General features: G+C 53.9%; 14 protein-coding genes. 3 read left to right on the top strand and 11 right to left on the bottom strand.

Going from position 1 to position 13,356, the window contains the following annotated elements:
* Position 1: 1 nt before the first annotated feature.
* Positions 2 to 1,783: a DEAD/DEAH box helicase gene (locus tag DCO48_RS07150; RefSeq protein WP_116549895.1), complete on the top strand. Its 1,782-nt coding sequence runs from the start codon at positions 2 to 4 to the stop codon at positions 1,781 to 1,783.
* 123 nt (positions 1,784 to 1,906) lie between these two features.
* On the opposite strand, the gene DCO48_RS07155 is transcribed toward DCO48_RS07150, so the two are convergent.
* Together DCO48_RS07155 and DCO48_RS07160 are read right to left on the bottom strand one after the other, a co-directional pair.
* The gene (locus DCO48_RS07155) at positions 1,907 to 2,758 is read right to left on the bottom strand and encodes an HNH endonuclease signature motif containing protein (protein ID WP_116549896.1); all 852 of its coding nucleotides are present in this window, start codon (positions 2,756 to 2,758) and stop codon (positions 1,907 to 1,909) included.
* A 489-nt stretch (positions 2,759 to 3,247) separates the two neighbouring features.
* The gene (locus tag DCO48_RS07160) at positions 3,248 to 3,466 is read right to left on the bottom strand and encodes an MbcA/ParS/Xre antitoxin family protein (RefSeq protein WP_116549897.1); all 219 of its coding nucleotides are present in this window, start codon (positions 3,464 to 3,466) and stop codon (positions 3,248 to 3,250) included.
* A gap of 900 nt (positions 3,467 to 4,366) precedes the next feature.
* Here DCO48_RS07160 and DCO48_RS07175 point away from each other — a divergent pair.
* Entirely contained in the window at positions 4,367 to 5,164 is a 798-nt protein-coding gene (locus DCO48_RS07175) for an HNH endonuclease (RefSeq protein ID WP_256583992.1), read from the top strand.
* Positions 5,165 to 5,425: 261 nt separating this feature from the next.
* Here the strand turns inward: DCO48_RS07175 and DCO48_RS22565 are convergent, their stop codons facing one another.
* The 8 genes from DCO48_RS22565 to DCO48_RS07215 form a co-directional block, all read right to left on the bottom strand.
* Entirely contained in the window at positions 5,426 to 6,634 is a 1,209-nt protein-coding gene (locus DCO48_RS22565) for a hypothetical protein (protein ID WP_133247593.1), read from the bottom strand.
* A 140-nt stretch (positions 6,635 to 6,774) separates the two neighbouring features.
* Positions 6,775 to 7,923, bottom strand: a complete 1,149-nt coding sequence (locus DCO48_RS07185) for a hypothetical protein (RefSeq protein WP_116549900.1) — start codon at positions 7,921 to 7,923, stop codon at positions 6,775 to 6,777.
* A gap of 109 nt (positions 7,924 to 8,032) precedes the next feature.
* Positions 8,033 to 8,503 (bottom strand): hypothetical protein, encoded by a 471-nt coding sequence (locus DCO48_RS07190; RefSeq protein WP_116549901.1) that lies wholly within the window; start codon positions 8,501 to 8,503, stop codon positions 8,033 to 8,035.
* Between the two features lie 518 nt (positions 8,504 to 9,021).
* On the bottom strand, positions 9,022 to 9,510 hold the full coding sequence (locus DCO48_RS07195; RefSeq protein ID WP_116549902.1) for a hypothetical protein: 489 nt from the start codon (positions 9,508 to 9,510) through the stop codon (positions 9,022 to 9,024).
* 157 nt (positions 9,511 to 9,667) lie between these two features.
* Entirely contained in the window at positions 9,668 to 10,303 is a 636-nt protein-coding gene (locus DCO48_RS07200) for an HAD family hydrolase (RefSeq protein ID WP_116549903.1), read from the bottom strand.
* A 48-nt stretch (positions 10,304 to 10,351) separates the two neighbouring features.
* The gene (locus DCO48_RS07205) at positions 10,352 to 10,849 is read right to left on the bottom strand and encodes a hypothetical protein (RefSeq protein WP_116549904.1); all 498 of its coding nucleotides are present in this window, start codon (positions 10,847 to 10,849) and stop codon (positions 10,352 to 10,354) included.
* A gap of 156 nt (positions 10,850 to 11,005) precedes the next feature.
* Positions 11,006 to 11,314 carry a hypothetical protein gene (locus tag DCO48_RS07210; RefSeq protein ID WP_256583993.1) on the bottom strand — a complete coding sequence of 103 codons (309 nt, stop codon included), beginning with the start codon at positions 11,312 to 11,314 and terminating at the stop codon, positions 11,006 to 11,008.
* A 14-nt stretch (positions 11,315 to 11,328) separates the two neighbouring features.
* Positions 11,329 to 12,063, bottom strand: coding sequence for a metallophosphoesterase family protein (locus tag DCO48_RS07215; RefSeq protein ID WP_116549906.1), 735 nt, complete (start codon positions 12,061 to 12,063; stop codon positions 11,329 to 11,331).
* A gap of 217 nt (positions 12,064 to 12,280) precedes the next feature.
* On the opposite strand from DCO48_RS07215, the gene DCO48_RS07220 reads away from it, so the two are divergent.
* Positions 12,281 to 12,778, top strand: a complete 498-nt coding sequence (locus DCO48_RS07220) for a helix-turn-helix domain-containing protein (protein WP_223277132.1) — start codon at positions 12,281 to 12,283, stop codon at positions 12,776 to 12,778.
* 112 nt (positions 12,779 to 12,890) lie between these two features.
* Here the strand turns inward: DCO48_RS07220 and DCO48_RS22570 are convergent, their stop codons facing one another.
* On the bottom strand, positions 12,891 to 13,289 hold the full coding sequence (locus DCO48_RS22570) for a hypothetical protein (RefSeq protein ID WP_133247594.1): 399 nt from the start codon (positions 13,287 to 13,289) through the stop codon (positions 12,891 to 12,893).
* Between the last annotated feature and the right edge of the window lie 67 nt (positions 13,290 to 13,356).

Below are 13,356 nucleotides of genomic sequence, written 5' to 3' on the forward strand. Positions count from 1 at the left end.
TATGACTTCCAAAGAACCGTTCGATCACAGCAATCTTGATACCCTGCCCGCTTCGCTCCCTGCCTCTGTGGACTTGATTGATCACATCGACGACTGGTTAGAGTACCTGGTCAAGCTCGTCGAGATGACAGATGACCAGAAAACCCGCAAAAAGTATGAGCGGCAAATCAAGTACCTTGTCAGGTTCCGCTGTGGGGCCAATTGCAACGTCGCCCATAACATCATTCTGGCCAAGTATTACCTTGCGCCGGGGGACGAAAATGCTACAAGGGACACGTCGAGCGGTACGAGTGAAAAGTCTCAGGCTGCGCTTGAGATCGCCGAGATGGGGTTGTCTGCCTCGATGGCCATTCTTACGACTTCACCCGTGCAGCCCTGCTATCTCAAGGACGCCTACGCCTACTCCCAGATCCAGAAAGCACTCGCTTGCGAGGACATCTTCTTCTTGCAGGGCCCGCCAGGTACCGGCAAAACAACCGCAATCGTTGAGATCATCCTTCAGACGCTGCAAAGTAAGCCCGATGCACGGATCCTGATCACTTCAGAAACCCACGTCGCGGTCGACAACGCACTGGATCGTTTGACAGAACACTTGTCCGACACGGAGTTGGCCATGGTGATGCGATACCCGCGCTTCATGGTAGCGACCCTGGAGAACCCCAAGGCCAGTGAGGTGCAAGCGTTCGATCGGGCAGATGCAGTATGGCGTCAGGCGCTGACGGCAGCGCCACTGCTGACCGAGCGGCTGTGGCATAAGCTGGATCGGGGGCGCAAGAAAGATGATGGGTCAGACGACCTGCCTCGCTGGCTGGTTCGCAACCTGGCTGATCGTCATCAGATTATTGGTGTGACCTGCAATCAGATTGACCACTTCATGGACAAGGACAGCGGCATGTTCGATCTGGCCATTGTCGATGAGTGCTCCAAAGCCACGATGCCCGAGTGGTTGATGGCACTGATTGTCGCTCGCAAGTGCGTCCTGGTCGGCGATCACAAACAGCTGCCGCCAACCTTCTGCCAAGAAGAATCCGAAGCGCTCTCCGAGCTTGGAGGAGCCCAAGAAAAGCTGATCAGAGACGGCGTCATCGAGAGAATTTTTGACAATTTTCCAGCCAGGATGAAAGGCACCTTGCTCAAGCAATACAGAATGCTGCCAGAGATCGGCACGTTCATCTCTCAGCATTTCTATAACAATGGGCTCGATCACAGTCGTACCCAAGGCAACGGTCTGTTCGAGCATTTCGCCTGGTTGACCTATGACTCCAGGAACTACAACGTTCCTCCTGAACGCGGGAATGATCGGAAAACGCTGATCAATAACCGCGAGATCCAGATCATCGTTGATCGTCTGGCGCTCATGCACGAGCAGATTCGTGAGGCGAAAGCCGCGGAGTTAGGCGAAGGGGCATTCAGCACCGATGAACAACGTGAGGTGTTCTTTGATCAGAAAATGCGCTTGAGCGTGGCGGTCATCACGCCCTATCGGGCCCAATGCAAGCAGCTCCGCCGCGCGTTGGGTAGCCTCGACTTCGCCCAGCACCTGACGATTGAAGTGGATACCGTGGATGCATTTCAGGGCCGACAAGCTGACGTAGTGTTCTTTTCGTTTGTGCGAACAGTCGGGCCCGCAACGTTCTATGCAGATGATCGTCGCATGAACGTCGCCATCTCAAGGGCACGTGACTGTGTCTATCTGGTAGGTAGCATCGACTACATCAGAAGTAAGAGGCTTCCGGCACTGACAGCACTTGCAGGGAGGCCGGTACTTTCCAAGGCTGGGTGATCAACCGAAGCTGGATCTTGGCGCTCCCGGCCCTGTGTGGTCGGGAGCGTCACCTCGGAGAGCTAAAGAGGTCTGGGAACAGGAACAGCGTCCAATCAGGGCGCTGTCTGGACGCTCTAACGCCTAGCGCACGCGCTTTAAACGATACTTGGCATACTTCTTTGCTTCAGTATGGAAATTGACGCTGCGCTCGACGTCCAGTTGATGAATTTCTCTTTCCTCAATGCTCAACTCAGAGTCGACAACCACCTTGCCGCTTGGACTGAAGCCAAAAATGCCTGCATCCATCAGTCGGTGCAAAGATGCTGTCAGAAGGATGCTGTTATAGGGATCAGTCAGGGCTGGATCATCATCCTCGCAATCCGACACCGGCTTGAGGTGTGCCGCCTCCAGTGCCAGGGTAGAACCCGAAATGGCGCAGCGTCGCCCCCAAAGCGCGTAAGCAGCCAGACTGAATGAAGCTTGGAAGTTTCGGGCGCGTGTCGAACGCTCAGTGAAGTTATTGCCAGCACCAAATCCTGCTAACCCCGTTGCCCGAAGATTCAACACCTCGCCTTTGGCGTGAGCCTGACCCAGGCCTTCGAGCTCCTCGACGCTGACTTCGAGCCACCCTCGCACAGCCATCAATTGGTTTGGACGGCTGCCGCCATCTCGCCATCGTGCTCTTGCCTGAGCTTCAGGCTCTTCCGCCCCCACCTTGCCAACGATGAAAATCTCTCTCTCATTAGCCAGAGTGGCTTCTTGTATCCCAATCAGAGCTGAGAAGTAGTCGCTGATTTCAGATCGGGCCTTGTAGCCCCACTTATAGGCCCCGGCGAAGCCTTTCCAGGGGAGAAAGCACCAGCCGGGGAAGATCGAGTATCGACCCACAGGCACGAATACAGTCGTATCGCCTGCGTGATAAACCTTCGGTTCGTCCGCAAGCCATTCCCAAACGCCAACTCCCAGTCCGGCTTCCTGCTTTGCGGTGTTCATGTGTAAAGCGCAATCCCTTTTCGTACCAGTGCAGTGGTAATTCAATATCTCGAATACGAAATTATACAGGCGGTACCTTCGGTTGCGTGACCATTCAGAACCGTCCGGCTTCAAGCTCCAGGATTGCAGCCGCGCTGACTTGCTTGCGCAACCCGTCACCGACCAAAAGGTAGATCAGCTCGTTGCTTTCGTTTGGCACCAACACCACTAACAGCCCGCGCGGCCTATAAAATCCTGCAGGTTATCGCCTTGGTGCAGCCGGGGGAAAAACTAAGGTATAGCTTAGATTCTCTAGCCAATAGTGACAAAAACCGCAAAAACTAAAGTAAACCTTAGTTTTTAGGTTCCGATCTTAGACAGTGGTTTGTCCAGCCGAATGCCTACGAGGCTCCCCCAGAACTCAACATTTGGGCTTTGAAGTGCGGCATCTCTGGCCCCCGCCCTGGCCTACTGACGAAGTTTCCAGGTAAAGGGCATCGTCTAGGCAAGTCAAGCAACAAACCCATGCTCCAAGCGCCTGATAAACTCGATAACCGTGTCAGTCTCCAGCCTGGTTGTGATCATGGCGGCAGGCGCTTTGCCGCCAAACGCTTTAACTGGGCGCGTCATCCATTGCAGAGCTGCATCACGATCGCAACCGAATAGGCTCTTTGCTGCTTCGAGTATTTCCAGGTAACGGTCGTGTTGATCGAGGGACAAGGTACTCATCTGAAAGCTCGCTCCGCTTTGGCGATGGACAGGCCGGGCATGTTGCTGTGCGAAGGTTAAACGAGATCATTGGCCAGGGTACGATTAAAAGATGGGCTTCGTTGCTAAGCGATCCTCTTGCTTCATCGTCCTCGCTGGGCATGGCCATAGAGCCTAGCGTCGATCAGCGCCATACCTCTCGCTAGCCAGGCCAGTCAGACACCCCCTCAGACGGAGGCTGAGCAACCCTAGCCTGCTCACGATCCAGGTGATCATCTTTGCGACCGTTTTACGGCGTAGCGTTGGCGAGCTCTCACTCAACCTCACCTCGCTGGCGGCCGAATAGGCTTCGTGGTGCAGCACTACCTGCTGGGGCAGCCGCCGCTTTACCTTCGCAGGTCGGTCAGGGGATGGATAACCGACGCAGCATCCTGTCGTTCCGAAGGACTAATACTGGCCTGCTTCAGGTCTGCAGCGCTCTGAGTCGTACGACTCAGCGCCAACTGTTCTTGCATCCATTGCCCTGCCAATTTGAATTCTTGCATCATGTCCGTGAACTCTTTGTCAGTCAGATCCCTGGGAATATCTGGCCTCAAGGTACCCCTCCAAGTAACGAACTGGTTGGGAGCAGCATACTTGATTTTCAGACCGGCATCGCTTCCACTGCCCGAACCTACAAAGGCACTTTGGTGGTCTAAATTCCTGCTCCGTCTTTGACATAATCAAACGTCCAGTCAGCAATGCCCTCGCAGCCATGAGCCAGATAGTCTGGTGGTGGTACTACTCTTGGATCAGTCCCTACAGACAGCGCGGCAAGCCCTGAACTCTGGGCCGATGGGAGTAAGCCGTCCCACATAGCATGATTCTCACAGGCCAGCGAAAGCCGCCAGCGCATTAACGATCTGCAAAGAGGTTCTGAAATTGGCGTTCACCCGACCCCACTCCAACGAAGCGCTAAGCACCGCTGACGCGATACGATGCCGCATAACTGGAGCCTACGACGAGAAATATGGCCCCGATGGCTACTATTTTGAAGACCTGCTAGGCGTAGACAGAGACCTCTTTGAAATTGCTTACAAGCCAGGAAAGTGGACGCTGCTTCATCGGTTTACCCTGAGCCATCTGTGGGAGCAGTGGAACTACCATCGGAGGAAGTCGGGCGAGGAATTCATAGAGGACGCCCACCGGCTGATATTTCACTACGGAGCTCCATTTAGCATTCGGGCTCATCCTGATCTGTCGGCTCACAAGGATTATCTCTTCGAGCACCTCCTGCAGCCCATGAAGCAGATTGCTCACGAGGTCTTCTGCATCCTCTTCAGCGACAAAGAACTGATGCGTGCTTTTTCGATCAAGGTGTCTGAGGCCATCGCTGACGCCTGTCCATCAGAATACCCAGATTACCTGGAGGCCGCCGGCATAATGAAGCGCGCCAGCTTCTGGCCAACCTGGCTTAGAGAGGCGCTTTTCTACAGAGAGAATGGTCGCTGCGCCAAATGCTCATCGAGTCTGACAGGGGTGTTTGACTCAACGCTGAAGCCACAGGTTGACCACATTGTGCCCATCAGCAATGGAGGCACTACTGACCCGACCAACCTCCAGTACCTCTGCGAGCCTTGCAACAAGAAAAAAGGCAACCGCAGCAACGAAGCTGGCGGGTTCATCTATGTTCCCTGGGAATACAGCCACAGCAAGCTTTCAAGGATCAGACTCGATTAGGGTCAAATGCAGTACGAGGGATGCTAGGCTGGGGGCTCTTGGTAGGGCAGCCTGGACGCCACTTCGAGCGCCAGGTCAACCAGCTTGCCTTACTAAAAATCCGCCTGGCCCGAAAGGCATGACAGTTCCGATTCAACAGCGATCGCGCTACCCATTACGGGGATGCGCGACCTAAGTCGCGCTATTTGCCGGCTTTGCCGGCCCAGCCCCCCGTGATCGGTCTGGGAGCATGACTGAGGTGACGAGCGTCCCTGTCCAGGGTCACGTATACGCCACTCGCTTGAATATCGCTCCAACCCCATCACGGCTTTGGAGTATCACCTGGACACTGGATGTCATTTTTCCGTCTCCGGAGCTCGTCGCATTGTCAGGCGATTGGTTCAGTATCGGCGGGGTCTCAGCAACTGCCGGGGCATTATCTGTGAGGAGGTTTTCAAAGGCCTCCTCCAGTACGTCGAGCCTACAGAACGGCTGCATTGTCCACGCACCTTGACCGCCCAAATCTACAATTCGGCGTCCGCCTGCGTAAACGGCGCCCAAATCATCGATGTTTACTGCACTTAGACGAGCATCATCCATCTCAGCTCTCGCCAGCTCCAGAGGCCCGCCAATGAAGTGGCTTGCCATTGAGTTCAACCCTAAGAGGTAGAAAGCATTGGTGAAATTGATTTTCTGAACAGCCTTTATCGCTTTGCTGGTGGTGCTCACTCGGGTCGAACCCCCAGTACTCGACGGAAGTGTGGAGCCTGGAAATCGTCCGTGGGCAGTTACTAGGCCGACACCATTTGGATTTGCAAGCGAGGCCGCGATAATACGCCCCTCGGTAGCCATGCCCCCGCCAGCTAGCTTGACCAGTCTGTTTGAGTAGATTTGGCGCTTCCACTCATTCTTGGCGATGAGCCGAACTTCCTTCATCGTTCGAGCAGACCCCTTCGCATCGACTAAACATACGTTGCTTGAGGAAGCAAACACAAAGTCAGGCGCAGGGGCTTTAGCTGGGGCTGAGCCAGAAGCTTTAGGCGTCGACGCTGAGGTGCTTGTGGTCGAAACTCCCGGAGACGTGCAGTCTTCCCAATGACCGCACCACGCATAGCCAAGATCTTGCATTTCCAAGTAAGCTAAAGATGCACCGATTGTTCCTTTGATGCTTGAACCAATGAAGTCTTTCGCATGATCAAAGTTATGATGAAGGAAAATATTATTAATGGGCTTCACACTCGCACTGTGAAAGTTCGGTGTAAGGTAGCATAGAGCAGCTGCGCCCAACCCTTGCCCTGCTAACTGCCCTCTTAGCCCAATTTTTTGCCCGAGTATTGAAGATCGGGTGGACGCATAAATAAAACGCAGAGGATCAACGACTAGTGGTGGCCCAGGTGGAACAACTGGCTTATCCCATGAAGCTTTTTTTCGAACTTGTTTCAATCTATGAAGTTCGTAACGTGGAATATCCTTGATTCCGTGGAACCACATTGGGCCGTCTCCAGTCGTCTGTACATAGTTATGTAATAAATACTGATGATATCATAGCGCCACCCCGGAGTATTCCGAGACAGAAGCCGTGTCGCAATTTCGTTGGAATACAGCCCCCCGTTTGGACGGCCAGCCGAGGTTCAGCTGGGCAACCCTGCACGCCTCTTCATTTCGGCAACCTCAAACGCGATTTCCTCTTTGACGCCCATTAAAGGGATCTGTATTGCAGGCAGCTCTTGGAAGCTTTTGAGCATGGCCCATGCCGCGAAGTCATGGAAAGGGTTAAGCCCCATCACATTGCCTAACGTTTCATCCGCTTGCAGCTTACTGGAGACAATTTGCGCAAAGCGGCTGACCGCAGCGTCCAGGTGCCAGTCGGAAATGAACAATCGCAACGCCGAAAACGCCAACAGCGGTTTGACATTTTTCAGCCCATTCAAAGGGTAGTGAGCTTTCGACAATCGTCTCAACGGGCTATGGTTTGAGCACATGAATGCTGCAAGCCGGTTAGTAAGCTGGAAGTGGTTTTGCAGAACGGTAGGGTCATAGACCGATTTTCCATGGTAGTCAGTGGCCAGCTTTTCGAGGCGCTCAACCATTGCACCTGGGTACAAGCGTTTCTCTCGGATGATGTCTAGCGTGGCGCGATGGCGCTGAGAAACCTCTCGCGTTGCTGCTGCCTCGAAATTAAAACCGGGAATGCCCAGCACCTCTGTCGTCAGCTCAATAGGCACAGCATCCAAATCTTGTGGCCATGAGGCATGACGATGAAGTCCATCCAGCCATCCAGGCAGTTTGGGATCCAGCGTAACGGTGAACTGCGACTGTAGCTTGGTCTGGAAGAACCACTCGCGCATCCGCCGAATATCCCACTGCGTGAATACCTCTAGCTGAATACCTTTGCATACGAGCTCCCGCACAACCCTGGAGACGCCATCCTTCGCGGACGAAAACTGGACAAGGTTTTCCGGGATGAACGCAGCTGAGACATTGCCCGAAAAGTCACAGAATGGATGGTGTCCTGCTGAGCTATCGCTTTGAGGGAACCGGAAGTAGGCCTGCCGCACATCGTGACCATCGACCTTGGACTTGCTCGCCCTTACCACCTCCGCACCTGTGCAGAAGCACGAGGGGCACTCGAGATCCGTCGAACAATGCACCTTCCAGCTTTCCGGAATGGGCGTACTCTTCGACGGCATGACATAACCAGTCTCAGCCCCTAGCTGTGTTAATAGCTGCTGAACGTCCAATTCCATCCGACGGGATGCGGAAAAAACGGTTAAGGGCATGGCGACTCCATTCACGCGAGGGCTGATCCGTCATGCTCGAGCTTAACCACATTTCGCCTATTGCGCTAAGGGTCGAGCTGGCTCACACACCACTGCTGATGATCACAAGTCAATAAAACCTTTCGTAATCGCCTCGGAAGTCACCGAGCTCCACCAAACCCTCCAGCACAGCGGCACTCGATGTGAGCAGAGACTGCGTACGCAGAGGGCTATCCCAGCCAGCGGCGCCATGCTTGCCACCATGGAATAGATTGTTGCGAACTGTTTTCACCGTTCGGACAACCTTTGCTAGGTCAGATCTACAGTCTTGAAATCCAACTGGTGCCCACTCCAAAACCAATCCGGCCCCGACCACTTGCCGATCAGGTGGTGCAGCAAGCAGCTCTACCGCTTCAGCTGTCAGCACGTAGGTTTCGGCATGGCGCTCTACAAATTTGTCCCAACCTGGTTCAGCTTTCTGGCCAGGGATTTCGGATTTTAGGTAACCGTTCTCTTTGAGACAGAACTCAAATCGTGAAAACCAGTAGAAGAAGTCAAACGCGAGCAATGAGAGCTCGGTCGGTATCTCACCTTTACGCATAGCACCCTCTCGAACGGCCTGAGCACAAGGGTGAAGAATAACTCTACGAGCCTGGGAGCGCAGTCACTGGCTGAGCACCCAGGAACAAACCACGCGCCACTTCAGCCTTCTACCCCTTTGGAGGTCAAAGCAGCGAAGCCGCCCGAGGGGCGAAACACCGAACTCGTTGGTGGAGTACACCAAGATCGCAGGTCAGCGAGCCAGTGTGGAGCTCTCTGCTGCAGAGTAGAGCGCCCCCACCAAGTCAGTGGGGGGCACGCTATCAGTGCTTGAATAGTCCGAGGATCAAGTTGGCCAGGCCAATCACGATTTTCAGGATGTCCAGCAATCGGGTGATCCACTTCCGCTCAGGCTTCTGGGGCTCCTGAGGCTTTTCAGGAGCGGGACTCGAAGGCGACACGGGTACCGGACGCCCCTGTTTGCCCGTGTGCGGGCATTTGGAGCAGGCATAGCGCTTTTTTTCAGACACAAGCAAATCTCCCAATCGAACAAGGAAAATGAACAATTCGAAGGAAGAGTTAGCGAAGGCGGTGCTTGTAGCCGTTGAGCTCAGGGCCGTCAGCGAAAAGCGGAAGCTTCAGGAAGGAGCACCGAGAATACGCAAAAAGGACAAGGAGCTTCGCCACAGTGGCCCGGGCGAACGCCAAAACTTCGAGCCAGTACTTGACCTCCCGTTCAAGAGAGGGTGTGAGCTCGATAAATCGACAGTACGAGGCAATGAAATCCAATGCCTTGCGTGCTTGCTCAGCCTCATCCAATGCTTTGGTTAAGGCATTCATCCAGACAGTACCAAATATCGTTTTCCCCGACCCCCAGCCAACGTGGATTAGGGTTTCGCTATCTACGGGCAGGCTATTTGCGATGCCATGCTCAGCATCGTCTCTGAAGTCAGAGTCCCGCACGATGCTCTGTAGCTCAGCCGTGAACAAGCTGAGCAGGATTTCAGCAATCTGCACCTTCATCCTGATCGTCAGGTTTGTGTGCTTCGTTGAAGATTGATCGTCCATATGGATTCTCGCATTTGCCACCCAATCAACATAGCCACGTTGCTGAATACCAGCAACCCCCTAAGTACCGCTGTGAGGGTCGGGCGCCTGAATTGACGCACCCTAGAGAGTGTCAATTACTCTTCAAAGGCCGAACGCGAAAGGCTGGCTGTGGGCATCAACCTCTGCTGGTGTTGATACCTGTGACAAACTCAAGCAGGTCACAAAAGCGACCCGCCCCACTACGATCCAAATGGTAACCTGCGATGCCGGCTCCTCTGGGGCCATCAGCATCACATCGCCGGGAGTCTCCGATCATCAAGACGTGAGGCGCGTTCGATCCTGGGAGTTGGCTGGGTGCAACCTCGAGCTGGGTGCAGATGTGTTGGTACATGGCCACATCAGGCTTCATCAGCCCAACCTCGGCACTGAGCGCATAGCCATCGAGCCCCGGCAGCAAATTCCGGGCTACCGAGCAATACGGGCCACCCAAGTTCGAGCACACGCCAATTTTTATTTGGTGGTGTCGCAGCAGAGCGAGCGCCGGCAGCGCATCCTCAAAGAGTGTGATCGATTCAAGTTCGAGCTCTAGGCAGCTCTGGAGCACCGCGAGCTGAGATGAGGAGAGTTTGATTCCAAATTCAGCCGCGGTGCCCTCGATCCCGTGGTCATGAGTCATGATCCAGCGAATGTCATCGGTTGACGCGACGCGGCCCTGCTGCGAGCCTAGACGGAGAAGCCGTCGATAGGGATTCTGCCGATCTCGAATCTCCAAAAGCGTGCCGAAGAGATCAAAAATTACGGCTGCTGTCATTCGTTGCTCCTCATCGGTACGCAGGCTCGCAGCTGGTTAGACTAGCCGCTACTGCACAACCACTCCATGCGCGGCAAGCTCGTTCACCAAAGTGCTTCGACGCAGCATCCGGGGGATTTTAAAGAGGCTTCTGTACGCATAGAAGAGACAGAAAGGTGTAAATAGAAGCCCGATGCCAAACGTGGCCGTCCCGATGATGAGGCCCGCGGGAATTGCCGCTACCGCAAAGACGATCCCTTTGAGAATACTAGATCTGGCAACCAGACGCAGGTGATCAAGGTCATACTCGACCTTGCCATCCGTCTTTTGGAACGCCACTAGAACGATGCTTTTCTTATTCAAATGCTTGTAATACCAAGTCCTAGGCTTGTCAGTAACAATCGCACCATGCCTCTTCAAGTAATCCAACATGCACACTTCTTTAAAATGAAAGGTTTTCCCTTCACTGTCTTCACATCGAACCTGGCCATAGAGAGTATCAATGTCAGCAGAGTTTTTAACATCGTAGTTCTTGACGGTAAGCTCAATTCTTTTCAGATCAGACATGCATTTTCCTTAGTGCATTTAAAAGGCCACGTGAATACGAGCGCACACGAAGCCGCCCGGCGAGTTAGTCAGCGGAATACATAAAGCTTACATCCAGGAGCTTGCCGCGCTTTGCCAAGCACTACAGCTTAAAAGCGGCCCACCCCAAGTGGGTGCTCACTGCGGCTCGCTGAGCTCGCTAGCGATGACGTAGTAGTCTTTGCCGCTTAGGCTGCGCATTAGCTTGAACCCCGCCCTTGTCTCAACCAGCTGGAGTGGAGGGGTAGCAACCGTCATCCCATTCGAGCTCACGTTTGACTGATCGTTGTAAACGAGCGCCGCATAGCTCTGCCCTGCCCTCGCTGCGTTGACAAGGTAAGCGTCGACCCTCACACCCCAGGAAATACCCTGTGCCTGAATGACTTCTGAGGGGAGATCCCGCTCGAGCTCTATCGGCTCGACGGCGAGGTCAAAAAAGTGCTTCATCGCCGAAGTGGCCATTAGATTTGGATCTCAAAATAAGGGTCAAAACGAGTGCTCTCTCCCGGGTAGCCCCCAGGGTTTGAGACCACTCTGCAGCCGTCAAGCTCAACATCTGTAGCTTCATGCGTGTGACCAAACACCCACACATGGGCCTTCTCGAGCAAATGCGGCCAGTCGTTGGTGTACGCTGCCGTAAGATGCCCATCATGCTGCTCACCAATCACCATGGGAGATGGTGAGTGATGGGTTACCACTACCGTTTTGCCGTCAAACGGTTGAGCAAGCTCTTGGGTGAACCAGTCCTTGGCGATACGGTTCCGGGTAATCAGGTCGTCCGGTCTCAACCGTCTGTAGCTCAAATCCGCCCTGATGTATTTGAAGTCATTCATGCATTCCCTGGCAGCCCTGCTAGCCGCGAGCGGATCGCCTGTTGAGGTGAAGTCAGTCCAAGCAGTACTGCCAAGAATTCTCACATCACCGAGCGTCAGAGTTTCGTTCTCCAAAACGTGGACATGGCCGGCCGCGGCGTCCTTCATTTTTTTCAGAGTACGATCGATGTGGCCATCGTAGTACTCGTGGTTCCCTGCGATGTACGCGACTTGGCAGGCAAAGGTCTGGTTGGCCCAAAGAACGCCCCTAGCCTTTTTATTGATGTCGCCAGCGAGGATTACCAGATCAACCCCAGCATCAAGGGGCGGCGGGTCGAAACGGCGGAACTCGGCGTGGAGGTCTGAGTAGATTCTGATTCTCAAAACGCTGACCTTGGGGGTTTAGCTATAAATTGACGCAGGCTGGGTTACAGAGCGCACGCGTGCCTGGACTACCGGCTAATGGAGCGGAAGCATCTCAGCCTTCACTACCTCGAACATAACAGCGCACCAACCGCACCTAGCAGTTCACTTCACAGCACTATATTGCATGGAGTCGAATCGCGCAATATGGCCTTATCCTCGGCTTTGGGTGTTCCAAATGTCGTTGAGAGAACCGCTGGCCGCCGTCTTGAGGCTGACACGCACCGCCCGGAATCTGTCCCAGGAAGACTTTCATGGCCGGGTCGAGGCGCGTCATATGAACAATATCGAGCGCGCGAAAAGCAGCCCTACCCTGTCCTCGCTCGAAGACATCGCCATTGGATTGGACGTTGATCTTGTAGCGCTCATGGCCGTGGCCAGCGCTCATGTCCGAAGCCAGACCCCAAAGGAATTTTTGAAAGACTTGGCCGGCGAGATCACCAAGCTTGAGAAGCTAGGTGTCTTGGGCAAGCTCGACGGCGAGTTCACCGACGGCAAGCTTCAATCAGTGCACGGTCGCATTCGATCAGGCGCTGCCAATCGAGCGGCGGTGCTTCAGTGCAAGGCTGAAGGAAGGACGCAGAAAGAGACCGCGCAGCTTCTGGGACTCGCAAAGTCGACAGTGAGCAAGCTGTGGAAGACGCCAGAAGCAGTTTATGTCAATAAGGGCGCTTGACCCCATGCTATAGTGCGGGTCACCTTGTGAACCCCTTATAGGTATTAGCAGGTGAGCACAGCCAAAATGCAAGCACGCAAACTGGTGATAGCACATGTCAGAACACTCGGGCTCAGACGTCAGAGAAGGTGACAGCACCGGAGTCAACCGCACTATTGAAGCGACCTACTACACGATCTAACATCCGGACAAGCTGGCTTGAATTAATTACTTGGAAACTATCAAGCTCGCTGAGCATCGAATAATCCCAATCATAAAAAAGATGCACTATAAGCATACCAGCCTTTGACCAGTCGAACGTATTAGGTCTAGGATATTTGTATGTTTCAAGAGACAACTGGTATCTATCAACCTCAAATTTAGGCCTCGCCAAAGTTACGTCCCCTGACGCACTCCTGTACAATTTTTTGGCTGCTGTTGGCCGAGCCATTTTTTCCTGAAACGCCAGCTGTGCGAGGTAGTGCAGTTTGCAAGGTGGCAAGCCATAGCTAAAACTGTACGAAATGATCATACCAGTCGCGCTATCAATCAAGAAACAGACTGGCGTGAGAGCGTTAGCGTGCACCGTATGGATGCGC

This window comes from Pseudomonas sp. SDI (genome assembly GCF_003105155.1).
Classification (GTDB): Bacteria; Pseudomonadota; Gammaproteobacteria; order Pseudomonadales; family Pseudomonadaceae; genus Aquipseudomonas.